The sequence below is a fragment of the Photobacterium minamisatsumaniensis genome (assembly GCF_050336695.1).
Lineage (GTDB): Bacteria > Pseudomonadota > Gammaproteobacteria > Enterobacterales > Vibrionaceae > Photobacterium > Photobacterium minamisatsumaniensis.
Genome location: NZ_JAKJSI010000037.1, coordinates 41,934 through 68,572, shown reverse-complemented (window position 1 = coordinate 68,572; position 26,639 = coordinate 41,934). Strand labels below are relative to the sequence as shown.

General features: G+C 46.6%; 26 protein-coding genes. 15 read left to right on the top strand and 11 right to left on the bottom strand.

Annotated features, from left to right (window positions below; translation table 11 throughout):
* Positions 1-42 precede the first annotated feature (42 nt).
* The 3 genes from rsmB (at position 43) to L4D78_RS19710 (ending at position 4,335) form a co-directional block, all read left to right on the top strand.
* Positions 43-1,323: a 16S rRNA (cytosine(967)-C(5))-methyltransferase RsmB gene (gene rsmB / locus L4D78_RS19720; RefSeq protein ID WP_428468516.1), complete on the top strand. Its 1,281-nt coding sequence runs from the start codon at positions 43-45 to the stop codon at positions 1,321-1,323.
* Positions 1,324-1,507: 184 nt separating this feature from the next.
* A complete protein-coding gene (trkA, locus tag L4D78_RS19715) occupies positions 1,508-2,884 on the top strand; it encodes a Trk system potassium transporter TrkA (RefSeq protein ID WP_428458572.1) in 1,377 nt (458 codons plus the stop codon).
* Between the two features lie 5 nt (positions 2,885-2,889).
* Positions 2,890-4,335 (top strand): TrkH family potassium uptake protein, encoded by a 1,446-nt coding sequence (locus tag L4D78_RS19710; RefSeq protein ID WP_428468515.1) that lies wholly within the window; start codon positions 2,890-2,892, stop codon positions 4,333-4,335.
* A gap of 89 nt (positions 4,336-4,424) precedes the next feature.
* Here L4D78_RS19710 and trhA read toward each other — a convergent pair whose 3' ends face one another.
* The 3 genes from trhA to L4D78_RS19695 all read right to left on the bottom strand — a co-directional run bounded on the left by trhA (position 4,425) and on the right by L4D78_RS19695 (position 6,836).
* A complete protein-coding gene (gene trhA, locus L4D78_RS19705; RefSeq protein WP_428468514.1) occupies positions 4,425-5,084 on the bottom strand; it encodes a PAQR family membrane homeostasis protein TrhA in 660 nt (219 codons plus the stop codon).
* 105 nt (positions 5,085-5,189) lie between these two features.
* Positions 5,190-5,978, bottom strand: coding sequence for a sporulation protein (locus tag L4D78_RS19700; RefSeq protein WP_428468513.1), 789 nt, complete (start codon positions 5,976-5,978; stop codon positions 5,190-5,192).
* Between the two features lie 180 nt (positions 5,979-6,158).
* Complete coding sequence (locus tag L4D78_RS19695; RefSeq protein WP_428468512.1) at positions 6,159-6,836, bottom strand: FadR/GntR family transcriptional regulator; 678 nt, start codon at positions 6,834-6,836, stop codon at positions 6,159-6,161.
* A gap of 342 nt (positions 6,837-7,178) precedes the next feature.
* Between L4D78_RS19695 and L4D78_RS19690 the strand changes: the two genes are divergently transcribed.
* From L4D78_RS19690 to L4D78_RS19670, 5 genes are all read left to right on the top strand, one after another.
* On the top strand, positions 7,179-7,364 hold the full coding sequence (locus tag L4D78_RS19690; RefSeq protein WP_428468511.1) for a hypothetical protein: 186 nt from the start codon (positions 7,179-7,181) through the stop codon (positions 7,362-7,364).
* Between the two features lie 130 nt (positions 7,365-7,494).
* Positions 7,495-7,761: a YihD family protein gene (locus tag L4D78_RS19685; RefSeq protein ID WP_428468510.1), complete on the top strand. Its 267-nt coding sequence runs from the start codon at positions 7,495-7,497 to the stop codon at positions 7,759-7,761.
* Positions 7,762-8,031: 270 nt separating this feature from the next.
* Positions 8,032-9,453 carry a cytochrome c oxidase accessory protein CcoG gene (gene ccoG, locus L4D78_RS19680; protein WP_428468509.1) on the top strand — a complete coding sequence of 474 codons (1,422 nt, stop codon included), beginning with the start codon at positions 8,032-8,034 and terminating at the stop codon, positions 9,451-9,453.
* Between the two features lie 156 nt (positions 9,454-9,609).
* On the top strand, positions 9,610-10,599 hold the full coding sequence (locus L4D78_RS19675) for a serine/threonine protein kinase (RefSeq protein ID WP_428468508.1): 990 nt from the start codon (positions 9,610-9,612) through the stop codon (positions 10,597-10,599).
* Between the two features lie 58 nt (positions 10,600-10,657).
* A complete protein-coding gene (locus tag L4D78_RS19670; protein WP_428468507.1) occupies positions 10,658-11,260 on the top strand; it encodes a thiol:disulfide interchange protein DsbA/DsbL in 603 nt (200 codons plus the stop codon).
* A gap of 58 nt (positions 11,261-11,318) precedes the next feature.
* On the opposite strand, the gene cueR is transcribed toward L4D78_RS19670, so the two are convergent.
* On the bottom strand, positions 11,319-11,723 hold the full coding sequence (gene cueR, locus L4D78_RS19665; protein WP_428468506.1) for a Cu(I)-responsive transcriptional regulator: 405 nt from the start codon (positions 11,721-11,723) through the stop codon (positions 11,319-11,321).
* Positions 11,724-11,968: 245 nt separating this feature from the next.
* Between cueR and L4D78_RS19660 the strand changes: the two genes are divergently transcribed.
* The gene (locus L4D78_RS19660) at positions 11,969-12,163 is read left to right on the top strand and encodes an SHOCT domain-containing protein (RefSeq protein WP_428468505.1); all 195 of its coding nucleotides are present in this window, start codon (positions 11,969-11,971) and stop codon (positions 12,161-12,163) included.
* A gap of 89 nt (positions 12,164-12,252) precedes the next feature.
* Positions 12,253-12,495 carry a DUF2933 domain-containing protein gene (locus L4D78_RS19655; RefSeq protein WP_428468504.1) on the top strand — a complete coding sequence of 81 codons (243 nt, stop codon included), beginning with the start codon at positions 12,253-12,255 and terminating at the stop codon, positions 12,493-12,495.
* A gap of 98 nt (positions 12,496-12,593) precedes the next feature.
* Here L4D78_RS19655 and L4D78_RS19650 read toward each other — a convergent pair whose 3' ends face one another.
* On the bottom strand, positions 12,594-14,126 hold the full coding sequence (locus L4D78_RS19650; RefSeq protein WP_428468503.1) for a YifB family Mg chelatase-like AAA ATPase: 1,533 nt from the start codon (positions 14,124-14,126) through the stop codon (positions 12,594-12,596).
* 399 nt (positions 14,127-14,525) lie between these two features.
* Between L4D78_RS19650 and ilvG the strand changes: the two genes are divergently transcribed.
* The 5 genes from ilvG (at position 14,526) to ilvA (ending at position 20,845) form a co-directional block, all read left to right on the top strand.
* The gene (ilvG, locus tag L4D78_RS19645) at positions 14,526-16,172 is read left to right on the top strand and encodes an acetolactate synthase 2 catalytic subunit (RefSeq protein WP_428468502.1); all 1,647 of its coding nucleotides are present in this window, start codon (positions 14,526-14,528) and stop codon (positions 16,170-16,172) included.
* On the top strand, positions 16,172-16,420 hold the full coding sequence (gene ilvM, locus L4D78_RS19640; RefSeq protein WP_428458587.1) for an acetolactate synthase 2 small subunit: 249 nt from the start codon (positions 16,172-16,174) through the stop codon (positions 16,418-16,420). Before ilvG ends, ilvM begins: the two co-directional genes overlap by 1 nt.
* Before the next feature lie 21 nt (positions 16,421-16,441).
* Positions 16,442-17,380: a branched-chain amino acid transaminase gene (locus tag L4D78_RS19635; RefSeq protein WP_428458588.1), complete on the top strand. Its 939-nt coding sequence runs from the start codon at positions 16,442-16,444 to the stop codon at positions 17,378-17,380.
* Positions 17,381-17,443: 63 nt separating this feature from the next.
* A complete protein-coding gene (gene ilvD, locus L4D78_RS19630) occupies positions 17,444-19,285 on the top strand; it encodes a dihydroxy-acid dehydratase (RefSeq protein ID WP_428468501.1) in 1,842 nt (613 codons plus the stop codon).
* 6 nt (positions 19,286-19,291) lie between these two features.
* Entirely contained in the window at positions 19,292-20,845 is a 1,554-nt protein-coding gene (gene ilvA / locus L4D78_RS19625; RefSeq protein ID WP_428468528.1) for a threonine ammonia-lyase, biosynthetic, read from the top strand.
* Positions 20,846-20,897: 52 nt separating this feature from the next.
* Here ilvA and L4D78_RS19620 read toward each other — a convergent pair whose 3' ends face one another.
* The 6 genes from L4D78_RS19620 to atpG form a co-directional block, all read right to left on the bottom strand.
* Positions 20,898-21,254, bottom strand: a complete 357-nt coding sequence (locus tag L4D78_RS19620; RefSeq protein WP_428458591.1) for a helix-turn-helix transcriptional regulator — start codon at positions 21,252-21,254, stop codon at positions 20,898-20,900.
* 234 nt (positions 21,255-21,488) lie between these two features.
* Positions 21,489-21,866 carry a helix-turn-helix transcriptional regulator gene (locus tag L4D78_RS19615; RefSeq protein WP_428458592.1) on the bottom strand — a complete coding sequence of 126 codons (378 nt, stop codon included), beginning with the start codon at positions 21,864-21,866 and terminating at the stop codon, positions 21,489-21,491.
* 424 nt (positions 21,867-22,290) lie between these two features.
* The gene (gene glmU, locus L4D78_RS19610; protein WP_428468500.1) at positions 22,291-23,652 is read right to left on the bottom strand and encodes a bifunctional UDP-N-acetylglucosamine diphosphorylase/glucosamine-1-phosphate N-acetyltransferase GlmU; all 1,362 of its coding nucleotides are present in this window, start codon (positions 23,650-23,652) and stop codon (positions 22,291-22,293) included.
* Between the two features lie 214 nt (positions 23,653-23,866).
* The gene (locus L4D78_RS19605) at positions 23,867-24,289 is read right to left on the bottom strand and encodes a F0F1 ATP synthase subunit epsilon (protein ID WP_428468499.1); all 423 of its coding nucleotides are present in this window, start codon (positions 24,287-24,289) and stop codon (positions 23,867-23,869) included.
* Between the two features lie 17 nt (positions 24,290-24,306).
* Positions 24,307-25,713 carry a F0F1 ATP synthase subunit beta gene (gene atpD / locus L4D78_RS19600; protein WP_428458595.1) on the bottom strand — a complete coding sequence of 469 codons (1,407 nt, stop codon included), beginning with the start codon at positions 25,711-25,713 and terminating at the stop codon, positions 24,307-24,309.
* Between the two features lie 32 nt (positions 25,714-25,745).
* Entirely contained in the window at positions 25,746-26,612 is an 867-nt protein-coding gene (gene atpG / locus L4D78_RS19595) for a F0F1 ATP synthase subunit gamma (RefSeq protein ID WP_428468498.1), read from the bottom strand.
* Positions 26,613-26,639: the final 27 nt, after the last annotated feature.

Here is a 26,639-nt window from a genome sequence, read left to right as displayed (position 1 = left end):
CATTGTCTGTAAAGGGTGGGCTGAGAACATCAGGAAAACCGCATGAATGTAAGAGCCGCAGCGGCCAAAGTTGTCTATCAGGTTGTTGATCAGGGCCAGTCCCTATCAAATGCGCTTCCTGCTGCACAGCAAGACATAAAAGAACGCGATCACGCCCTATTGCAAGAAATATGCTACGGCGTACTTCGCTGGCTGCCTCGCCTAGAATCGGTCACCAACCAATTGATGGATAAGCCACTCAAAGGCAAGCAACGGGTTTTCCACCACTTGATTTTAGTTGGCCTCTATCAACTAGGCTACATGCGCATTCCTGCTCACGCAGCGGTGGCAGAAACCGTTAATGCGACCAAAAACTTGAAAAAGCCTCAACTACGCGGCTTGATCAATGCCATATTGCGTAATTACCAGCGCCAGCAAGACACACTCGACCAACAAGCGATTAGCCATGATGCAGGCCGTTACGGCCACCCAGGTTGGCTACTCAAGCTATTAAAGAGTAGCTACCCAGAGCAGCTGGAAGCGGTAGTTGAAGCCAACAATACCAAAGCACCGATGTGGTTGCGTGTAAATCGCCAGCACCACGACCGTGACAGCTACCGTGCGCTACTGACGGCTGAAGGTATCGAGACCGATGTCCACCCTGAAGCACCTGATGCGCTGAAACTACATAAGCCTTGTGATGTTACCCTACTGCCCGGTTTTGCCGACGGTTGGGTTTCTGTACAGGATGCTGCGGCTCAGTTATCAGTCGAGTACCTTCAACCTCAAGCGGGAGAGCTGATCCTTGATTGCTGTGCCGCTCCAGGTGGCAAAACAGCCCACATAATGGAACGCCAGCCAACGACCCAAGTTGTTGCGATTGATTGCGATGACAATCGCCTGAAACGCGTGCACGAAAACCTTCAGCGTTTGAAGCTGGATGCCAAAGTACTCTGTGCAGACGCTCGCTACCCAGAAGAATGGTGGCAAGGTGAGAAATTCGACCGTATTTTGCTTGATGCCCCTTGTTCGGCAACTGGTGTTATTCGCCGCCACCCTGATATTAAATGGTTGCGCCGTGCTGATGATATTGAAGCACTCGCGCAATTACAGTCTGAGATTGTTGACGCCATGTGGCACCAGCTTAAGCCTGGAGGCACCTTGGTATACGCCACTTGCTCTATCACGCCACAAGAAAACAGCGAGCAGGTAACAGCATTCCTTGAACGTACCTCTGGTGCTGAACTTCTTGGCAGCGACCGTAGCAACCCTGGCCGTCAGATCCTACCGGGTGAGCATGACATGGATGGGTTTTACTACGCTGTTATAAAAAAAGCAGTCTAAATTAGCTCGCAATAAAAAGCGGAACTTGGTGACCAAGTTCCGCTTTTTTGTCATAAGAATCAATTAAAGCATCACTATTTATCGCAACAGTGAAAACTAAGTTACTCTAAATGGGAGGTGTTCTGAATGATCCCTACCCAGAAGCGTAGTAATCTACAACGACTCAATTAATCAGGCATATGCTATGAAAATTATCATTCTCGGGGCTGGTCAGGTCGGTGGCACATTAGCCGAAAACCTGGTTGGCGAGAACAACGATATTACTATCGTCGATAAGGATCCAGAGCGCTTACGCGAACTGCAAGACAAATACGATCTGCGTGTCGTTCAAGGGTTTGCAAGCCACCCTCGCACTTTACGTGAAGCCGGCGCACAAGATGCAGATATGTTGGTATCGGTTACCAATTCCGATGAAACCAATATGATCGCTTGTCAGATCGCATTTACTCTATTTAATACTCCAAACAGAGTTGCACGTATTCGTTCTCCTGAATACCTCAAAGAAAAAGAGTTTCTGTTCCAATCGGATGCTGTTCCTGTTGATCACCTGATTGCACCTGAAGAGCTCGTTACGGGCTACATTGAGCGTCTGATTGAGTACCCGGGAGCATTACAGGTTGTCGGCTTTGCAGAAGATAAAGTCGGCCTTGTTGCCGTAAAAGCTTATTATGGTGGCCCACTGGTAGGTAATGCGCTTTCGGCCCTGCGTGAACACATGCCACACATTGATACCCGCGTTGCGGCCATTTTCCGCCAAGGCCAACCTATTCGCCCGCGTGGCACCACGATTATCGAGGCCGATGACGAGGTCTTCTTTGTTGCGGCAAGTAACCATATTCGCTCGGTAATGAGTGAACTTCAGCGCCTCGAAAAACCCTATAAGCGCTTGATGATAGTCGGCGGGGGTAACATCGGGGCAGGACTAGCTCGACGTCTCGAGCAAAACTACAGTGTAAAGCTCATCGAACGTAACTCGGATCGTGCCGAAAGCCTGTCAGAAATGCTTGAAAACACAATTGTTTTCTGTGGTGACGCATCCGACCAAGAGCTACTGAGCGAAGAGCACATCGAGCAAATTGACGTTTTCATTGCCGTGACCAATGACGATGAAGCCAACATCATGTCAGCGATGCTTGCCAAGCGCATGGGCGCCAAGAAAGTCATGGTACTGATCCAACGCGGAGCATATGTCGACTTAGTCCAAGGCGGTACAATCGATATTGCGATATCTCCTCAACAAGCGACAATTTCAGCATTACTGACCCACGTACGTAAAGCCGATATCGTAAATGTTTCATCGTTGCGTCGCGGTGCTGCCGAAGCTATCGAAGCCATTGCTCATGGTGACTCCAGCACATCTAAAGTCGTCGGGAAAGCAGTGGGAGAGATCAAGCTGCCACCAGGCACAACCATTGGTGCAGTTGTCAGGGGAGAGGAGGTACTTATCGCCCATGACCGAACAGTTATCGAACAAAATGATCATGTCGTGATGTTTTTAGTCGACAAAAAATACATCCCAGACGTTGAACGTCTATTCCAGCCAAGTCCATTCTTCCTATAAATACTATGGTCAACTATCGTCCTATTTTGTTCGTGATCGGGCTGGTCTTATCCAAGATAGCCTTGTTCATGTACGTCCCCACGCTAGTGGCTTTTGTCACTGGCACTGAGGGGTTTATCGACTTTGCCACTGCAGTGCTGATCACCCATGCTGTCGCATTTATGTGCCTTACCTTTGGCCGAACAAGTGAATTTAAACTCGGCGTGCGAGACATGTTCCTGATCACCACCTTGGTGTGGAGTATCGCCAGTGCATTTGCCGCCCTGCCATTTGTGTTTATCAACCACATCAGCTTTACCGATGCCTACTTTGAAACTATGTCGGGGATCACGACGACTGGCTCAACGGTGCTGAGTGGCCTCGATAGCATGGCACCAAGTATTCTTCTGTGGAGATCAACATTGCAATGGCTCGGCGGAATAGGGTTTATTGTTATGGGGGTCGCGATTTTACCGATGCTCAATGTCGGGGGGATGCGCCTATTCCAAACAGAATCATCCGATTGGTCAGATAAAAGCTCGCCTCGAACCAAGAGCGTGGCAAAGAATATCGTGAATGTTTATCTCAGCCTGACAGGGCTTTGCTTTCTTGGTTACTTATTTACAGGAATGAATACATTCGATGCGATAAACCACGCCTTTACCACACTATCAACAGGAGGCTACTCGACGTCTGATGGTTCGATGAATCATTTTTCCAACAGCGCCCACTGGGTAGCTATTGCTTTCATGTTTGCTGGTGGACTGCCATTCCTGTTATTTGTCCAAGCCATACGTAAGAAAGACGCGCGTTCAATACTGGAAGATGCCCAAGTAAGAGGCTTTACCTTATTGGTTTTCAGTGCTGGCTTAGCCGTTGCTTTATGGCTTACATGGCAACAAGATTACGCCTTTATTGACGCGTTCAGGGTATCGCTCTTCAATATTATTTCAGTGGTTACCACGACGGGGTTTGGGTTAGATGACTTTACCGCATGGGGGCCATTTCCAACTATCATCTTTGCTTTCATTATGCTGGTTGGTGGCTGCTCGGGCTCGACCTCTGGTGGGGTCAAGATCTTCCGTTTTCAAGTGGCATTTGCTTTACTGCGCAAGCAAATGATGCAGTTGATCCACCCTTCAGGTGTATTTATACAGCGCTACAACGGCCGGCCAGTGACTGATGCCATTGTTCGCTCAGTAGTCGCTTTCGCCCTAACGTTTATCATCACTATTGTGATTGTCGCGGCCATTTTAGGCATGCTGGGGCTTGATGCTGTCACCAGTATTACTGGCGCAGCGACTGCGGTTGCCAACGTCGGGCCGGGGATGGGCAATATTATTGGCCCTACGGGAAATTTTGCCACCTTGCCTGATTTGGCAAAATGGACGCTCAGCTTCGGGATGCTAATGGGCAGACTGGAGATCCTTACCGTATTGGTCGTGTTCTTTCCTGCATTTTGGCGCGACTAGTCGCGGAGCAAAACGAAGTACGCAACTAGCCACTAATGACAACAAAAAGAGAGCCTTGGCTCTCTTTTTTTATTCAATGAAATCATCGATTAGATGGGGGTGACATAAAAGTAGATGGCACAGAAATGGCAGACAGTGCCACCTAGAACAAACAGGTGCCAAATGGCATGATTATAAGGAATACGCTTACTGATATAGAAAACAACACCCAAGGAGTAAACAACCCCTCCAAGCCCGAGCAATACCAATCCTCCCGTCGAGAGTGACAGCGCTAACTGATAAACAGCAATTAACGATAACCACCCCATAGTGAGGTAAGTCACCAGAGACAAGCGCTTAAAGCGATAGACAAAGACAATTTTCAGGGCAATACCGATTAACGCAATCCCCCAAATCACCGCCATAAGTGTCACCGCCAACGGTGTGCGTAAGGTGATCAGAAGAAAAGGGGTATAAGTACCTGCGATCAAAAGGTAGATAGCACAGTGATCAAAGGTTTTCAGTGCCCGCTTAGCGCGCTCAAAAGGAATCGCATGATATAGCGTCGAAGCGAGGTAGAGCACAATCATGCTCACGCCATAAATACTCAAACTCGCCATACTCAGCATATCGGCATTCGCCCGAGTAGCCTGAGTTAATAACAACACCAAGCCAACAATGCCAAAAACCATACCCAGCCCATGACTTATGCTGTTAGCTACTTCCTCTTTAATCGAATAGCTCGAACCTGCTGCTTGCGGCTTATCCATGTGTTTAATCCCATAAATAGAGTTAAAGCTCAATAGATAAGCAGTATGTCACAGTTTAGCTTACATGTGTACGCTGAAACTATTTTTGTTTCAACTATCACAGGCTCAGGTTGTCTGATCTAAATATGCTATCACTTGTTCACCTGCTTGCTGGGGATGCAAACTCGAAGGGAGCACACAATGGCGCTTCAATTCACCTCGACCTAATAAACCCGCTAACATGCCAGATAAACCTTGCTGACGTCGGTCGACTTCAAACCATAACTGCAGCTTATCTTCATCACGGTAAGCAACCACTTCAAGCTCACGCCAACGGCCATGATAAGGTCCCGATACTGGTACAAATTCAAATTCTTGGACAAAGGGAAGATCAAAGCCATCCGCCGCTTCACACTCTACTTGGCGGATCCGCAAACCTGCCAATTCTAATGCCGTAAAGACACCGTCCATCAATGGATCAGGGCGAACGGTTAAGCTATCCCTGTCTTTAGGATCAACCGCCATCGGTATATCAAGTTGAGTTTCTAGCCACACCTTGGTATCACCAATGGTGATCGGGGTATTAAAGGGTAGCGATAACGCCACATCGAAGTGACGCTCTTCCTCTGGCGCAATAGTAATGGCATAAGGCAAAGACCATTCTGCCAAGGTGCATGTTTGGTTTACTTTTTCTTTACGGTGCTGACTCTCACCACGGCTAGCCTCCACTTCTTCTTCATAACAGCAGCAAAGGCGCAGGTGTATATTATCAATGCTCTGCTCAACCTTTCCGCCATACACTTGAACATCGACATTGAGGGCATCACCAGGGATCAGTACGTCATGCTGCACGACGGCATCAACCCGCGCAGCACCAACCCCAACACTGGCTAGGCTTTTTCGAAATAATGACATTTAAAGCATCTCCTTTGCTTAGCTGAACAGCTCATATAGATAGAGTCAGATTTCAAGATATGAAAGCTAATTAATATCTCAGACAATCGACCATCGCTGCAACTACTTCCTCTGCGGTATATCACAGATATAAAAAAACGAAGCCAGTGCTTCGTTTTTCACAGGTCTACTAAGAGTGAACTACTTTAGTAATTCAATTGTTGCTTGGCGCGCAACATCCGGGTTTCGCTCCATGATGCCGTCAACTATTCGCTGGTGTATATCAAGTTTTAATAACCGTTCACGGGTAATGATCCGGAAGTAACTTTCAAAGACAGCCTTAAACAAATTACCAAACGGGCTAATAAAATGATTCCCCGAAGCAAAATAGATTAATTGGTGAAAACGGGTATCGACTTCAATCCAACGTTCTTGATCAAAATGCTGCCCCAGTGCATGCATTTCTTCCATTAATGCACATAACTCTTCTCTATCTTCATCGCTTGCATTCGTCGCGGTCAAAGCTGCGGCTTCAGGCTCCAGTGAAATACGCACACTCTGAAATTCGCTAACCAGATCTTCATGTTGATCGAAGTTCAGCCAAGCTAATAAATCTTGATCCAAATAGTTCCAGTTACGTTTTGGTAGTACTCGGGTACCAATGCGAGGCCGTGGCAATACCATCCCTTTGGCCGCCAACATTTTTATTGCCTCTCGTATGGCAGTTCGACTCACCCCATACATTTCTCCGAGCTCCACTTCACCAGGCAAAATATCCCCAGGCGCTGTCTCACCACGTAAAATTTGCTGCCCAATGGACTCTGCTAATTTGTAAGACAGGTTACGGCTGGTTACCAATCGCGGTTGATCCTGTTCCATCATTCCCTCCAAGGCTGTAGTTATTGTTCTGCCAAGTTTCGTTCCTAGCAGGCATTTATTGCCAGCAAGGCTGCATTAGACCACAAAGTATAAAGCGATAAACAACTAATCTTCACAGATGAGTATCTCGCTAACATTTATCTTTTTCATCTTTCAAAAAACAGAACAAACCACCTCATTCAACGGTCAATAAACACTCGACTTGAGAATAGCTTATTGCTATTCTCGCGGCGAAAAAACAACCCATCAGCATTCCCGTGTAGGATCGGCATCGCCAACAATTAACAAACGGGAACTGTGTTATTAACTTTGGCCATGGAAGTGCCTGACTATAGGTGAATCATGCGCCCAGCCTCTTTTGTCAGGACCTGCGCTCCTCGCAGCCCTTCGCGTTTACGTAGTACCTCTCACGCACCGACTTTCAAAGCAAAAAAAACAACGGCTTCCGTTGAATTGCTCTCGATAAATCAGGTCAAAAATGTGCTTTCTCCATCAAACCCACTCAGTGGTGATGAGCAAGCAGCGTAAGACAGAAGGCAGCCAGGCACGGCTGCCTTTTATTTGTATCACGATCCGGTTTGGTATACCGTTACCCCCACAAAAATTATGATTATAGAATCCCAGAGATTCACTCAGCCTTTATTTTGTGGAGTAGATAATGAAAACCCACCGCGTTAACGAATTAATCGAGCTTTTACACCCTGAATGGCAAAAAGATCCAGATCTTAATCTCGTTGAATTCCTGCTAAAGCTTGCACAAGAAGCTCAGTATGAAGGTAAGCTTGAAGCATTAACCGATGATGTTTTGATTTATCATCTTAAAATGCGAAATAGCGAAAAGCAGGAAATGATCCCCGGTATTGCGAAAGATTGCGAAGATGATTTCAAAACCGCCATTTTGCGCGCTCGTGGCATCATCAAATAATACGATAGAGATTTGAATACAAGCAGGTGGCTCAGCCTGCTTGTATTACGGTTTAGCCATTCCAACGACTTCCTGCCTAATAATCATTCAGCTTAAGACAATCCGCAGTCCAAACTATGACCTTGCTAGAGTAATCTCACTGGCGGCTACGTTATACTCTCTTGGTAACATTTATTTACCAATTACAACTTAACGATTACAACACATAACCGGCAACGTACCGGTGACAGCTCTCATGAATCCCCATGGGAGGCCAAGGAAAGTAATGTCATGAGCCAAGAAAAGATCAAAATAAAGGATGTCACCCCACAAACCTATAATCCCAAAACCCATAAAGGGAGTGGCGATCGATTCAATCCAAGCAACCGGATTTACGTCCGTGCCGTAAAAGGGATATACCAGCAACTACGCCAAAAGATGGGCTGGTTTCTGATGCTATTGTTTATGGGGATCCCTTGGATACCCTACGGTGATCGCCAAGCTATCTTGTTGGATATAGGTCAGCAGCAGTTTAACTTTTTTGGCACCACACTATGGCCACAAGATCTCACCTTGTTAGCTGTCTTATTTATCGTTGCCGCTTTTGCTCTTTTCTTTATAACCACGTTTTTGGGACGAGTTTGGTGTGGCTATTTATGTCCCCAAACCGTTTGGACATTTATTTACATCTGGTTCGAAGAAAAACTCGAAGGCTCCGCCAACAAACGGCGAAAGCAAGATACATTAGCCCCCACAGGGAAGCTGCTATTTCGTAAAACCCTAAAACACCTTTCCTGGATAGCCGTCGCTCTGCTGACCGGGTTAACCTTTGTCGGCTACTTCTTGCCAATTAAAACATTGGTAGTCGAGTTCTTTATGTTCAGTACCAGCTTCTGGGCTGCATTTTGGGTGATATTCTTTACACTTTGTACCTATGCCAACGCTGGCTGGATGCGTTCCATTGTGTGTATTCACATGTGTCCTTATGCACGCTTTCAATCAGCCATGTTTGATAAAGATACCTACATCGTGGGTTACGATGTTGCCCGTGGAGAATCACGCGGCCCTCGCCCCCGTAAGCAAGATCCAAAAGCGCTTGGTCTTGGTGACTGTATTGACTGCAACCTGTGCGTTCAAGTCTGCCCAACGGGCATTGATATTCGCGAAGGCCTACAATACGAATGCATTAACTGCGGTGCTTGCGTAGATGCCTGTGATGAAACCATGAGCCGAATGGGCTATGAAAAGCGCCTGATTAGCTATACCACGGAACATAAGCTTGAAGGCCATAACACCAGCATCATGCGCCCTAAGCTGCTCGGCTATGGTGGGGTCATGGTGGCAATGATAGGGCTATTCATCTATCTACTTGCTTCCATACAACCTATGGGACTCGATGTTTTGCGCGATCGTAATCAACTTTATCGCATCAATAATGCAGGATTGGTCGAAAATACCTACACCCTAAAAATCCTCAACAAAACCCAACAGCCCGCCACTTTTTCATTGTCAGTTTCTGGCATTGAAGAGATAGAGTGGTACGGACGACAAACCGTCCAAGTAAAAGCTGGGGAAATCTTTACCTTGCCAGTCAGCCTTGGGGTTGACCCGTACTTACTAAAAGCACCTATCGCTGATATTACCTTTACCCTAACCCGTGGTGATAATACTAGTCTGAGTACTGAGAGTCGGTTTATCGGTGAATTGCGCTAGTAGTTAGCTACGCAAACTAATGTAAAGATAGGGCCGGAAACGGCCCTTTTTTATTATGATAGCTCTGCTAAGAAATTCTCGTAGAACAAACACCTTGAACTCACTTGGGTATATACTCGACAACAATTGATATGATTTTATTGCGGGACCAGTCTCATGACACAACATAACGGCTTTAGCTTCGCAGACCTCAGCCCTGACTTACTCCTCGACGCCCTTGATACCACTGGGATCCGTGCCGAATCAGGGCTATTGGCACTGAATAGCTACGAGAATCGAGTTTACCAATTTACTGCCGAAGACGGTGCCCGCTATGTCACCAAATTCTACCGCCCTCAGCGCTGGACAGACGCCCAGATAGCGGAAGAACACCAGTTTACCCTGGAGTTAGCCGAGCAAGAGATCCCTGTTGCATCGCCCATCATTATCGATGGCCAAACCCTGCATCATTACAATGGGCATCGTTTTGCGCTATTTCCAAGTCTTGGCGGCCGTCAGTTCGAAGTAGATAACTTTGATCAGCTTGAATGGGTGGGGCGCTTTCTTGGCCGAATTCACCGAGTAAGTCAGAAAGAGACCTTTAGTAATAGGCCGACTATCGGGCTTGATGAATACTTATATCAACCTCGAAAAGTTCTAGAAAATACGGACTTAATTCCCGATCATTTAAAAACAGTCTTCTTTTCTGACTTAGATTTACTGATCAAAGAACTAGAACAACATTGGAACACGAACTGGCAACCCATTCGTCTCCACGGAGATTGCCATCCAAGTAATATTTTATGGCGTGATGGACCATTATTTGTCGATCTCGATGATGCCCGTAATGGACCAGCCGTTCAGGATTTATGGATGCTGTTAAACGGGGATCGCTACGATCAGATTGCTCAATTAGACACTATTTTAGAAGCCTATTCAGAATTTGCCGATTTTGATCAGTCACAATTGAAACTGATTGAGCCTTTACGCGGTCTTAGAATGGTGTACTACATGGCTTGGCTTGCTCGACGTTGGCAAGACCCGGCCTTTCCATTGGCTTTTCCGTGGTTTGCAGACGCAAAATACTGGGAAGGGCAAGTGCTGTCATTTAAAGAGCAACTGGCGGCATTACAGGAACCGTCACTGCAGTTAATGCCACAATGGTAAGTAAATTAACTATAAAATAATCCATCAACTAGATTTTTATCAGGGAGTTAATCGAAACATGTTTAAGAAAATTTTGGCGTTTGTAAGCGTCGCGTTATTGTCTGTTTCTGTACAGGCCGCCAAGTTCAGCGAAGGCGATCACTATAAAGTCTTGGATTTGCCGCAAAGCAGCAGCCCCATTGTGACCGAATTTTTCTCATTTTATTGCCCACACTGTAATAGTTTTGAACCAATGATCCAGCAGTTGAAAAAGACCCTGCCGGACAATGCAAAACTACAGAAAAGCCATGTTTCATTCATGGGTGGTTCAATGGGTAAATCAATGAGCAAGGCATACGCAACCTCTGTGGCGCTCAATATTGATGATAAAATGACCCCCGTGTTGTTTGCTCGTATCCACGACATGCAAAAGCCACCTCGCAATGATCAAGAGCTTCGCCAGATTTTCATTGATGAAGGTGTGAGTGCTGAGGATTTTGATGGTGCATTCAATAGCTTTGCTGTGAATTCAATGGTGAACCGCTTTAACAAAGCCTTCCAAGACAGTGGCTTGACCGGCGTACCAGCAGTTGTAGTTAACAATAAGTACCTTGTGCAAACGGGTAAAGTGCGCTCTGCCGATGAATACTTTGAACTGGTTAATTTCCTGCTAACGAAATAACACCAGCGACAACACCATAAATAGAAAAGGGCCTAATGGCCCTTTTTTAATCTGCGGTTCACTCACGAACACACTTATCCGCCAGCGAGTCGATAATAGAACAATCAGGTGACTCTCCACCAGGACATTTATCCGCTAAGCCTTTCAATAGTGTCAGCATTGAATTTAGTTGTGCAATCCGCTCTTCAACCTCGGATATTTTATGCAACGTTAGCGCTTTAACATCACCGCTAATGCGGTCCTCTGCTCGTTGCAAATCCAGTAACTGCTTTGATTCATCTAAGTTAAAACCAGCTTGCTTTGCTTTTACTACGAATTTCAGCTCATCCATAATCTTTTGATTAAAAAAGCGGTATCCATTCTCTGCACGTGGCGGTGTGCTAATTAGCCCAATACTTTCATAATATCGAATTGTCTTGCTCGACAGCCCAGTTTGTTTTGATACCTGACTGATGTTAAACATGCTTACCTCTCTAATATCTAAGACTTAAAAATTTTAGCTGTATCATTGCTAAAGCACCGATCACTACTGTGGCTGCACACGCAGCGTCTATTTTCAGTTTATCGGTGTTGATACCTCAACCAGCTTTTAATGCCATCAGTTTTTTGTAATTAATTTAAAAACAACCTTGACCTTACAGTTAGGGGAAACCTCAAGATTCATTCCACTTACCCAAGAACAGTCATTAAATTTATTGAGGTCACACAATGCACGGTTTTCATGAATTCAGCTGGTTTATGCCAATTTCAATGGCGCTATTTTTTGGAGGGGTTATCTATCTTGCTTTCTCAGGGACACGGCCGCCAGCAGCAGCTGAATCTGCCCTCGATATCGCTAAAAAACGATTTGCCAGAGGCGAAATTACCGCTGATGAACTTGATGAAATAAAGCAAAAGCTGTAGTCCCAAAATTTTAGCCAAATTAGGTTTACCTTACAGTAAAGGTAAACATTACTATATAAATCATATTAAGAAAGCAAGGTCGTATCAACATGAACAGCAACACTAAGAAGCTATGTAAGATTATCTGTGCACTATGTTTGGGCTTACCGTTAGCTTACTTCCTGCTGGTAGGTAACTTTACGCTGGCGGCTGTTAGTGGCATCGCAATTCAACTGCTTTTCTGTGGTGTCATGATGTTCATGATGATGAAAATGATGGGTTGTAACGACAAAAATGACAAAGGCCACGAAGAAAGTCACACAGCAGAAGAAAATAATCAAAACAAAGATTAATCCGCACAGGGGCTAACCCGATAATACTCCCCCCCAGCTATTTCAAATAGCTAAGGGGGAAGCCTAAATGGTTATCAAACTTTTTAATCATTACGCCATCAGATCACCTGCGCCGATAACTGCTTTAATAGCCGGTCCATCGCACGATATCCTAACGCTTCCGCTAAATGTCCTCGTTCTATCTGTTCTTTCCCCGCCAAGTCGGCAATGGTTCGCGCGACCTTAATAATGCGGTGATAAGCCCGAATAGATAACCCTAGCTGGTGCAGTGCAGCTTCAAGAAATTCAGCATCGGCTTTCTCCAGCTCACAATGAATATCAAGTTCACGGGTTGATAACAGTGCATTGATTTTATCGCCTCGTGCCAACATGGTCGTGCGAGCCTGATGTACACGCTGTCGGATCACGGTGCTTGGCTCACCACGATCGCCTCCTTCTGCTAATGTGCCCCGAGGCAAAGCTGGAATTTCAATCGACATATCAAAGCGATCTAACAAAGGGCCGGAAAGCCTGCTGAGGTAACGTAAAATGGCTTGAGGGTTAGTACGTGACTGATTTCCCTCATAATAGCCGGTAGGGCTTGGGTTCAATGCCCCAATGAGTTGAAAGCGCGCAGGGAAGTTAGTTTTGCTGGTGGCCCGGGAGATCACAATTTCACCCGACTCCAACGGCTCACGTAATGAGTCGAGCACCTTACGCTCAAACTCTGGCATTTCATCTAAAAATAGAGTGCCATTATGGGCTAACGATATTTCCCCCGGACGCGGGGTTGACCCCCCTCCGACTAATGCCGCCATTGAACTCGAATGGTGAGGGGTACGAAATGGCCGCTGTCGCCAGTTACCCTCATGGATTGACTGTGTGGTCAATGAGGCGACGGCTGCCGTTTCCATGGCCTCTGGCACACTCATTTCAGGTAACAAATCACGCAACCTAGAAGCTAACATCGTTTTTCCCGTTCCTGGCGGGCCAAGAAACAGCACGTTATGTCCACCAGCTGCAGCAATTTCGAGGGCACGCTTGCCTTGTTGCTGACCAATAATATCTTGCATATCCCGGGCAAAAAGCTGCGGCTCTTCAGCTACGTCGTCATGATGTCGAAAATGTAACTCTAACTGTTGCTGGCCACTCAAATGCGCACAGACCGCCAGAAGATCCGACGCTGACTTATGACGCTCCTTTGCCACCAGCGCAACTTGTTCACCATTATCATCAGGTACAATTAGGCAACGCCTAGCCTCTTTCGCCGCTAACGCTGCAGGCAAGGCCCCCTTAATCGGCCTCAGCTCACCAGATAAAGCCAACTCCCCCAAAAATTCATAATCTTGCAGCTTATTGCTTGGAATTTGCCCTGATGCAGCAAGAATGCCTAGTGCAATCGGTAAGTCAAATCGCCCCCCTTCCTTGGGGAGATCAGCCGGCGCAAGGTTGACCGTAATGCGGCGGGAGGGAAACTCAAAATTGGCATTAACAATTGCACTACGAACGCGATCTTTTGCCTCTTTAACACTGGTTTCAGGTAAGCCAACAAGCGCAAGGGCTGGCATCCCATTACTAATATGCACTTCGACAGTGACTGCTGGCGCACTTACCCCAACGCAAGCACGGCTATGGACAATCGCAAGACTCATGATTAATCACCCTGATGATATTTCAACCGAATAAGTTAATGAAAATAGTGAATTACGTTTCATCAATAGCCTATTTATGCAGTAAGATTGCAAAATAATTTATAGTTTTTTCTTGTCATGCGAGCGACATCTGTGTTACCACTTAGGTAAAGCAAAATATAAACAATAAAACTGGACAGACAGTCGATGCAATTTACCGCCAAAGCACTCATGCTCATTATCAACGTCATCGTGGTGATTATTTCACCGCGACAGGGGCTGGTAGGCGTAAATTAGCAACAAACACAACTACGCAGAAAAGCCCCCGCACCCAACCGGTTCGGGGGCTTTTTTTTAACACTGATAGGAACATGCTGATCACAATATCAGCAATCGCAAGCAAGGAACGGGAGAGCAGCGATGACAGGAGCAGAGTTAGTCGTACATGCGCTGCAACAGCAGGGGATCAAAACCATATTTGGCTATCCAGGTGGGGCTATTATGCCTATCTACGATGCCCTATATGATGGTGGCGTAGAGCACATCTTGTGCCGTCACGAACAAGGGGCTGTCATGGCTGCCATCGGTATGGCAAGAGCAACACAAGAAGTGGCGGTGTGCATGGCAACATCGGGGCCCGGCGCGACAAACCTCGTCACAGGCCTTGCCGATGCCTTTCTTGATTCAGTACCGCTCGTGGCCATTACTGGACAAGTTGCTAGCTCACACATTGGTACCGATGCCTTTCAGGAGATGGATGTGATCGGGATGTCGCTGTCTTGCACCAAGCACAGTTATCTCGTCACCGATATCAATGAACTCGCACCAACGCTTGCTGAAGCATTTGTTGTTGCTAATACGGGCCGTCCCGGCCCTGTCATCGTCGATATCGCCAAAGATGTGCAACTCGCCCAAGCGCCGACAGCGCTCTTACCGGCGATTACACCACCAGCGCTACCTGTCGCCTCAAACGACGCGGTGGCTGTGGCTCAAGCTGTTTTATCGCAAAGCCAACGACCAGTCATGTATGTCGGTGGTGGCGTGCAAATCGCCAAAGCGACAGACACAGTTCGTGGCTTTCTTAAAATGAACCCGATGCCATCGGTGAGTACCTTAAAAGGCCTTGGCAGCATTGAGCGTCACGACCCACATTACTTGGGAATGCTAGGCATGCATGGTACCAAGGCTGCCAACCTTATCGTGCAAGAGTGTGACTTGCTGATTGTTGTTGGTGCCCGCTTTGATGACCGGGTGACCGGTAAATTAGATACCTTCGCCCCGCATGCCAAAGTGATCCACATTGATATTGATGCGGCTGAATTTAATAAGCTACGTCATGCCGATGCTCCTTTACGAGGTGACATTAACGTCATTCTCCCGCAATTAGAGCTAGCACAAGATATTAATCCTTGGGTCGAATACAGCGAAACGCTACGCCGTGATTGCAAGTGGCGCTACGATCACCCTGGCGATCTTATCTATGCACCATTATTGCTAAAACAGCTGTCAGACATGATGCCAGACAGCAGCATGGTTTCAACTGATGTCGGTCAGCACCAAATGTGGGCCGCTCAGCACATTCAGCCTCGAGCACCGCAGAACTACATCACCTCGGCTGGTCTTGGCACCATGGGCTTTGGTCTACCTGCGGCGATGGGTGCCAAAGTTGCCCGTCCTGATGATGAGTCGGTCCTGATCACCGGTGATGGTTCATTTATGATGAACATTCAAGAGCTTGGCACGCTAAAGCGTCGCCAAATTCCGGTAAAGATCGTATTAATCAATAACCAACGTCTTGGTATGGTGCGCCAGTGGCAGTCACTGTTCTTTGATGGCCGCCACAGTGAAACCATTCTTGATGATAATCCTGATTTCATTAAACTGGCTGAAGCCTTTGATATCCCAGGTAAAACAATTACAACCAAAGAAGAAGTGGAACCAGCACTCCAAGAAATGTTGGCAAGTAAAACATCATATTTATTGCATGTACTGATCTCGGAAGAAGAAAACGTGTGGCCACTTGTCCCACCAGGCGCTGCAAACCAAGATATGCTGGAGAATACCTAATGGAACGATATTTACTCGACATCAAGGCCGATGATAAGCCAGTATTACTTGAACGAATTTTGCGCGTTATTCGCCACCGTGGTTTTATTATCAAAAAGGTAGATGCAACACAAAATCATGAGAGCAAGATAGCCAGTATCCACATTATCGTAGATAGTGATCGTCCTATCACCACGCTTATCAACCAAATCGAAAAGCTTTGGGATATTCGTACCGTCAACACCACACTATTAGAAAACCAAGACTAGTTTTTAAGGAAGGAACAAAACATGGCAAATACAGCGGATTTTATTTGGTTCAATGGTGAAATGGTTCCTTGGGCAGAGGCCAATGTCCATGTACTTACTCATGCAATGCATTACGGTACCTCCGTCTTCGAAGGCATTCGTTGTTATAACACACCAAATGGCCCAGCAGTGTTCCGTCATAAAGAGCACATGGACCGTTTGAAAAACTCAGCCAAGATCTACCGTTTTCCGATTCCTTATAGCTCAGAAGAGCTAATGGAGTTTTGCCGTGAAACCATTCGCGCTAACAAACTAGAATCCGCCTATATCCGTCCACTTGGTTATGTTGGCAATGTCGGTTTGGGCGTTTGCCCACCAACAGACACCGAGATGGAACTGATCATCGCCGCCTTCCCTTGGGGCTCCTATTTAGGTGAAGAAGCCCTCGAAAGTGGTGTTGATGCGATGATTTCAAGTTGGAATCGTGCTGCCCCCAATACCATACCAACCGCAGCAAAAGCCGGTGGTAACTACCTATCATCTCTACTGGTTGGCAGCGAAGCGCGCCGCCATGGCTACGCTGAAGGTATCGCATTAAGTGTTGATGGTTACCTGTCTGAAGGGGCTGGGGAAAATATCTTTGTCGTTCGTAACGGCGTATTGTCCACGCCTCCTGCGACCAGCGCGATTCTGCCGGGGATTACTCGCGACACAATCATGATCCTAGCCAAAGAAATGGGTTATGAAATCCGTGAAGAAAACATTGCCCGTGAAGCGCTTTATCTAGCAGATGAAGTGTTTATGACCGGAACAGCCGCTGAAATTGTGCCAGTTCGCAGTGTTGATCAAATCGCAGTTGGTGAAGGCAAGCGTGGGCCAATAACCAAAGCAGTACAAGAAGCCTATTTCGGTTTGTTCAATGGCACAACCGAAGACAAGTGGGGTTGGTTAGACCTAATCTACCCATCAGACGTTAAGTAAAAAACATAAGCCTGCCTGCGTCAGCGCGGGCAGACTGCAACAAAGCAAAAGGATTTTTTTGTTATGCCCAAGTACCGTTCCGCTACTACTACTCACGGCCGTAATATGGCTGGTGCCCGTGCCCTTTGGCGCGCTACAGGCGTTAAAGATGAAGATTTCGGTAAACCAATCATTGCCGTTGTTAACTCTTTTACCCAATTTGTTCCCGGCCATGTCCACCTAAAAGATCTCGGACAGCTAGTCGCCCGTGAAATTGAAGAGGCGGGTGGTATTGCCAAAGAGTTCAATACGATTGCTGTTGATGATGGTATCGCCATGGGCCATGGCGGCATGCTTTACTCTTTGCCATCACGAGAGCTGATTGCCGACTCGGTTGAGTATATGGTCAATGCTCACTGTGCTGATGCCATGGTATGTATATCGAACTGTGACAAAATCACCCCCGGGATGCTGATGGCGTCGTTACGCCTGAATATTCCAGTGATTTTTGTTTCAGGCGGTCCGATGGAAGCTGGTAAAACCAAATTATCGGATCAGATCCTAAAACTTGATCTAGTTGATGCAATGATCCAAGGCGCCGATCCAACGGTCTCTGATGAACAAAGCGAACAGATCGAACGCTCAGCTTGCCCAACTTGTGGATCATGCTCAGGCATGTTTACCGCGAACTCAATGAATTGCCTAACTGAAGCCTTAGGGTTAAGTCAGCCTGGTAACGGTTCAATGCTCGCTACCCATGCTGATCGTGAGCAACTCTTTATTAATGCCGGTAAGCGTGTGGTTGAGCTGACCAAACGTTACTACGAGCAAGATGACGAAAGTGCATTGCCACGTAATATCGCCACCAAGAAGGCTTTTGAAAATGCGATGGCACTGGATATTGCGATGGGCGGCTCTACTAACACCGTGCTTCACCTACTAGCCGCAGCGCAAGAAGGTGAAATTGACTTCACCATGGAAGATATCGATAAGATGTCTCGTCGTGTACCACAGTTATGTAAAGTTGCACCATCGACACCCAAATACCACATGGAAGATGTTCACCGAGCAGGTGGGGTATACAGCATTTTAGCCGAGCTAGATCGCGCAGGCTTGTTCCACAATGACTGCTACAACATTTTAGGTGAGCAATTCGCGCAGAGCTTTAAACATTACGACATCGTGCAAACGGACTCAGAGGAAGTGAAATCCTTCTTCCGTGCAGGTCCTGCCGGGATCCGTACCACGAAAGCATTTTCACAAGATTGCCGCTGGGATAGCCTAGATGATGATCGTGAGAATGGCTGTATCCGTAATAAAGAACATGCCTTTAGCCAAGAAGGCGGGTTAGCCGTTCTATCTGGCAACATGGCGCTCGACGGGTGCATTGTAAAAACAGCTGGCGTTGACGAAAGCTGCCTAACCTTTACCGGCCCTGCGATTGTCTTTGAAAGCCAAGAAAGTACCGTTGAAGCTATTCTTGGCGGGAAAGTGAAAGCGGGTGATGTGGTGGTGATCCGCTATGAAGGCCCGAAAGGTGGCCCTGGTATGCAAGAGATGCTGTACCCAACCACCTACCTTAAATCGATGGGCTTGGGCAAAGAGTGCGCGTTAATCACTGACGGCCGCTTTTCTGGCGGCACATCGGGCTTGTCAATTGGCCATGTTTCTCCAGAAGCGGCGAATGGTGGCACAATCGGTTTGATCCAAGATGGCGATACCATTGCGATTGATATTCCTAACCGTAGTATCGACCTTCAAGTCGCAGAGTCTGAACTGGCTAGCAGACGTGCTGCAGCCGATAAACGAGGCTGGAGGCCCGTCGATCGTCAGCGTGAAGTGTCATTTGCCTTACGTGCCTATGCCAACCTTGCCACCAGTGCCGACAAAGGGGCTGTACGCGATAAATCGAAGCTAGAAGGATAATACATGATGAGCGAAGTAACCCAGGCCAAGGATGTAGAGCTATTAAGCGGAGCCGATTACCTTCGCGATATTCTCCGCGCACCAGTGTATGAGGTGGCGCAAGTCACCCCACTACAAACGATGGATCGTCTGGCAGCTCGGATAGGCAACCACGTACAGCTTAAACGAGAAGACCGTCAGCCGGTTCACTCATTTAAGCTACGTGGTGCTTACAACATGATGACCCAACTCACGCCAAGCCAACGCCAAGCTGGCGTGATCGCCGCTTCAGCGGGTAACCATGCTCAGGGGTTAGCCATGTCAGGCAAACACCTTGGCGTGTCAGCGACCATTGTCATGCCACGCACCACACCGGATATCAAAGTCGACGCTGTGCGTAGCTTTGGTGGTAAGGTTGTCTTACATGGCAGCAACTTTGATGAAGCGAAAGCCCAAGCAGAAATGCTGGCCGCACAACATGGCTATACCTTCATTCCGCCTTTCGACCACCCAGCTGTCATTGCAGGGCAGGGAACGATAGGGGTTGAGCTGGTTCAGCAAAATGGTCACCTCGACTATATTTTCTTGCCAGTCGGGGGTGGCGGCTTAGCTGCTGGGGTTGCCGTACTGATTAAGCAACTCATGCCACAAATCAAAGTGATCGGTGTAGAGGCAGAGGATTCAGCGTGTCTTCATGCCGCATTAGATGCAGGCCACCCCGTGACGTTAGATCAGGTTGGTATGTTTGCTGATGGTGTTGCAGTCAAACGTATTGGCGAAGAAACGTTCCGGTTATGCCAGCAGTACCTTGATGATTCGATCACGGTAAGCAGCGATGAAATTTGCTCGGCGGTGAAAGATATTTTTGAAGATACTCGGGCCATCGCAGAACCTTCGGGCGCACTGGCACTGGCTGGATTGAAAAAATATGCAGATACCCATCAGCTAAAAGACAAACAACTGGCCGCTGTATTATCAGGTGCAAACCTTAATTTTCATGGTTTACGGTATGTTTCAGAACGCTGTGAACTGGGGGAAAAAAGGGAAGGATTGTTAGCGGTGACGATTCCTGAGCGGCCTGGCGCATTTCTTGATTTCTGCCATATCTTAGGGGGCAGAGCTGTCACGGAATTTAACTATCGCCACAATGATGACACCCTCGCGAATGTCTTTGTTGGGGTACGCCTATTACAAGGGCAAGAAGAGCTAGACAGCATCATCCAAGATCTGCGTAAAGGTGGCTATCCGGTTGTCGACCTATCTGATGATGAAATGGCAAAAGTACACGTGCGCTATATGATTGGCGGTCGCCCAGCCAAACCACTCAACGAGCGCCTATACAGCTTTGAATTTCCAGAGTACCCAGGGGCACTCATAAAATTCCTCAACACATTGGGAACACACTGGAATATCAGCCTCTTTAACTACCGCAATCATGGTGCAGACTATGGACGTGTTTTATGTGGTTTTGAATTAGAGGACAAAGATCTACTCTCTTTCACTAGTCACTTAAGAGAACTTGGCTATCAATGGAAGGATGAGACAGGCAATCCAGCCTATCAATTTTTCCTCGCACAATAGCCTCTACTAGCATAACGATATAAAAGCAGCCTAAGGCTGCTTTTTATTTCCGTCATTTCGACGCTGAAATATGATCAATACAAGCCTGCACTTGCGATAAATGCGATTTTAGCATGGCTGTTTTTAAAGGCTCTGGCAGCTTGATATACAAACCTGACAATTCACGCCAATAGTCATCCCCACCACCTTGTTCAGCAGAGATATCACCAATAAACCACTCAATAGGGTGATCGGTTAATTGCGCAATCTTGAGTAACGCTGTGATCCTTGGCTCTGTTTTACCAGATTCAAGATCTAAATAGGTTTGCCTCGCAATATCGAGCTTTTTAGCCATTACAACCTGAGACAGATCCTTCCATTCGCGTGCTTCACGAATCTTTGATGCAATTTGTAATTTCGCGAACTCCACTAGGCTACCCTCTGTTAGTTAATCACCTTTTTCGCTGATTATGCCACCGAGAATAAAACTATCTTGATATGCCATAACATTGAAAAAGCAGCAAATTATCTAACAGAGTCGCCATAATTCACGGAAAATGAACATAAAACGTGAATCCATACATTACTTGTCTACCAAAAGAGGCAGTACCGCTTACCATTTGCATGGTAATGCATACAAGCAATCCGTACATCATTTTGAAAACTATTTATCTTTTTGAGTCAGGGCTCGCGTATACTCCGCCATAAAGCCAGCAAGATTAATGCTTTGCTGTAAAATAACATTTCTTGCCGAATGAGGCAGCCGACTAAAATATTGCAATAGACGATCAATTTCTTCTTTATACTCACTTTCCAAAATTTCTATCCCTTCATCACCATACACAAACCAAGTAAGTGGCCGCTCAGTAATTTCAGATATTTCAGATAGCATACGTACCTTCGGCTCGGTCTTTCCCGTTTCTAAATCTAGATACGTTTGTCGTGCAACTTTAAGTTGCTGAGCCATGTGAACTTGAGTCAGCCCTTTCCACTCTCGAGCTTCTTTAATTCGGGCTGCCATTTGCGCTTTAGGATCTGTCATGTCTTACCTCCAATACACCAAAATGAATAACGTCTAGCTTTCATTACTGGATTGCACAACATAAGCCAACTTGACAAAAATACTTACAACAAGCAAAAACAACAATTTACAGATATCATTCCAATATGAGTTTTATTTTGATTCGCATATCGTCATTACAATGCCTAGGTTTTCTATTTCGCAAAAAATCTATCACTCCTGTCTAGATAGTAGACCTCTCGCTTCATACCGTAAAAAAAAGGCACCTTTCAGGATGCCTTTTCTTAATTATGAGAATCATTTTAAAACTAAGACAAAAAGACATAGCAATGCAGCCTTCAACTTTAGTCAATATCAGGGTAGGGCCTAAACTTGATCGATAGGTAAAGAAAAAGGCAAGGGGGATCCCTTGCCTTTAATACCGTCCATTCAGAAAAGAAAATTATTACTTTTGCTTTTCTGGTCGCTTCCAACCTTTAATCGTACGTGCTGGCGCGCGAGTAATGACTAACTCACCTTCGCCAATATTACGGTTAATCGTCGCACCAGCACCAATGGTAGCGCCTTTAGCAATTTTCACCGGTGCAATCAGCTGGGTATCTGATCCCACAAACACATCATCGCCGATTTCGGTTTTGAATTTATTCGCGCCATCGTAGTTACAGGTAATGGTACCAGCACCAATATTCACACGTTCACCAATGTCAGCATCACCCAAATACGTAAGATGATTGGCTTTAGAGCCTTTGCCTAAACGCGCTTTTTTCATTTCAACAAAGTTACCCACATGCGAATCACCCACCAGCTCAGCACCGGGGCGTAAGCGGGTGAACGGGCCGACAGTACAGTCTTCACCAACTGTGGCTCCTTCAATGACACTGTATGGACGGATAATGGTGTTATCGTCGATCTCGCAGTCTTTCAGCACACAACCAGCGCCAATCATTACATTGTTGCCAATCGAGACACTGCCTTCGATGATCACGTTGACATCAATTTCGATATCAGTGCCACATTGCAGCTCGCCACGCAGGTCAAAGCGGGCTGGATCGCGTAACATTACGCCTTGTTCAAGCAAGCGCTCAGCTTGCATACCCTGGAAAGCACGTTCAAGTTTCGCCAGCTGAATTCGGTTATTCACCCCTTCCACTTCAATGGCACGAACAGGGTGCACCGCTTCGACAGCACGGCCTTCGTTATGGGCGATCTCAATAATGTCCGTTAGGTAATATTCACCTTGTGCATTTTCGTTTTTCAGTTCGCCCAACCAACGCTTAAGATCACCGCCATTAGCAACCATTACACCAGTGTTAATTTCTTTAATCAGCTTCTGCTCTTCTGAAGCATCTTTCTGCTCAACGATAGCTACAACAGGGCCATTGCGACGCACGATACGGCCATAACCACTAGGGTCATCCAGTACAACGGTGAGTAATGCAATACCACCTCTTGGCTGGGCATCCAATAGGTTTTCTAAGGTTTGAGCACTGATAAGTGGTACATCACCATATAAGATCAGTACTTTGTCATCATCAGACAAATCAGGACACGCCTGATTCACCGCATGGCCAGTACCTAACTGCTCGGCCTGCAATACCCAGTTAACAGGCTCAGCCTGCAATACAGATTGCATTTGATCGCCACCATGGCCGTAAACGAGGTGGATCTGATTAGCACCAAGTCCGGAACATGTATCAATGACATGCTTAGCCATTGGCTTGCCAGCCAAAGTATGAAGTACTTTGGGCTGGTTGGAGTACATACGGGTTCCTTTTCCCGCCGCTAAAATCACAGCACTGAAGCTCATGATAGGTTATCCCTCTTGATGCATAATAAAAATAAAACTACACGCATTGTATCGACTCTCTAATGTACGGTTAAGGAAAATAGATAGTTTTTTATGCGTAATAACCTTAAAACATAGAATAAAACGAAAAAACAGACAGTAACGGGTGAGGAGCAGAAAAATAAAGGTATAAAAAAAGCGACCCTTGGGCCGCCTTTTTACATCATGCGCCTACTTAGCGCGCTTTTTTCGTCAACTCGATAACTCGAAGCTGAGCGATAGCTTTAGCTAGGTCACTGGCCGCTTGAGCAAAGTCGATATCGCCGTGCTGATTATGGATTCGCTCCTCAGCCTGACGTTTCGCTTCTTGCGCTTTCGCTGAATCCAAATCTTGACCGCGAATCGCGGTATCAGCTAATACAGTGACTGCATTAGGCTGAACTTCCAACATACCACCAGAAAGATAAATAACCTCTTCCTCGCCATGTTGTTTAGTGATCCGAATCATGCCCGGCGTAATAGCGGTCAGCAGCGGTGTGTGTCCTGCGTGAATACCCAGTTCACCTTCGCTACCGGTCACCTGAATGTCTTCAGCTCGACCAGAGAATAATTTTTTCTCTGCGCTTACTACGTCCAGATGGAAGGTTATCGCTGCCATGTCGCCTCCTACTCAGCTTAAAGCTTCTTCGCGTTTTCCAATACGTCTTCAATCGCACCACAGTACATAAATGCCTGCTCTGGGATATCGTCGTATTCACCCGCTAGAATGCCTTTGAAACTACGTAGCGTCTCTTTCAGAGATACGTAGATACCAGGGTCACCAGTAAAGACTTCTGCAACGTGGTAAGGCTGAGTTAGGAAACGTTCAATCTTACGAGCACGAGATACAGCTTGCTTATCTTCTTCAGATAGCTCATCCATACCAAGAATTGCAATGATGTCTTTCAGCTCTTTATAACGCTGTAGCAAGCTCTGAACGCCACGCGCAATGTCGTAGTGCTCTTGGCCAACCACTAGAGGATCAAGCATACGAGATGTTGAATCTAGTGGGTCGATCGCAGGGTATAGACCTAGCGATGCGATTTGACGAGAAAGTACAACTGTTGCATCCAAGTGAGCAAACGTCGTTGCTGGCGATGGATCCGTCAAGTCATCCGCAGGTACGTATACCGCCTGAACAGAGGTGATAGAACCACTCTTCGTCGACGTGATACGTTCCTGAAGTACACCCATCTCTTCAGCAAGTGTTGGCTGGTAACCTACCGCAGATGGCATACGACCTAGTAGTGCCGATACCTCTGTACCCGCAAGGGTATAACGGTAGATGTTATCGATGAACAATAGTACATCACGGCCTTCATCACGGAAGCGCTCTGCCATTGTTAGACCAGTCAGAGCAACACGTAGACGGTTACCTGGTGGCTCGTTCATCTGACCGTAAACCATCGCTACTTTTGATTCTTCAGGATTTTCGATGTTAACAACACCAGCTTCCTGCATTTCAAAGTAGAAATCGTTACCTTCACGAGTACGCTCACCAACACCGGCAAATACTGATAGGCCAGAGTGCTGTAGGGCGATGTTATTGATAAGTTCCATCATGTTGACGGTTTTACCAACACCAGCACCACCGAATAGACCGATTTTACCACCCTTAGCGAATGGACAAATCAAGTCGATAACTTTAACGCCAGTCTCGAGAAGTGCAGTTTCGTTTGATTGCTCTTCATAGCTTGGTGCTTCACGGTGAATAGAGTAACGCTCTTTCTCACCGATCTCACCACATTCATCAATTGGCTGACCTAGAACGTTCATGATACGTCCTAGTGTTGCAGTACCAACTGGAACTTCAATTGGGCGGCCTGTATTTTCAACAGACAAACCGCGACGTAAGCCATCAGAAGTACCCATAGCGATACCACGAACAACACCACCACCAAGTTGCTGCTGAACTTCCAGTACTAATGTACCGTTTTCTTTCGCATCAACGTGTAGGGCGTCGTATACCTGTGGTACAGAGCTCTGTGGAAACTCTACGTCGACTACCGCACCGATGATCTGTACGATCTTACCTGTAGCCATCGTTAATCCTCTAAACTTATTAATTCTTTGCCTTAAACAGCAGATGCACCAGAAACGATTTCTGACAGTTCTTGTGTAATCGCCGCCTGACGGGCTTTGTTATACACAAGCTGCAGTTCATCAATCAGATCTCCTGCATTATCTGTTGCTGCTTTCATCGCAACCATTCGAGCCGCTTGCTCACTAGCAAGGTTTTCGACAACCCCCTGATAAGCTTGTGATTCAACATAACGAATCAACAAGGTATCGAGTAGGGCTTTAGGCTCAGGCTCATAAATGTAGTCCCAAGAGTGGTTGCGCTGCATTTCTTCATCTTCCGACTTAGGCAAAGGCAGCAATTGATCGATCACTGGTTCCTGAACCATGGTGTTTACAAACTTGTTGTACACCAAGTACAGGCGATCCAGTTGGCCTTCATCATATTTCTTCAGCATGACACCAACAGTACCAATCAACTCCTCAACCGATGGGTTATCACCCAAACCGGATACTTGAGCCAACACGTTACCGCCGTAGCTGTTAAAAAATCCAGTAGCCTTAGCACCAACCAGCGCTAAGTCAATATCTGCACCTTTATCTGACCAATCTTTAATATCTGTCATCGCTTGCTTGAACAAGTTAATGTTCAAACCGCCACACAGACCACGGTCAGTTGAAATAATGATGTAACCCACGCGCTTGGCTTCACGTTCTTCGAGATAAGGATGCTTATACTCAAGACTACCAAGGGCGATATGACCGATCACTTTGCGCATAGTTTGTGCGTATGGGCGTGATGATTCCATCGCTTCTTGCGTTTTACGCATTTTTGAAGCGGCAACCATCTCCATCGCTTTAGTGATCTTCTGAGTGTTTTTAACACTACCGATCTTGTTACGAATCTCTTTTGCGCCGGCCATCGTTACTCTCCGTTAGTAGGTGATCGC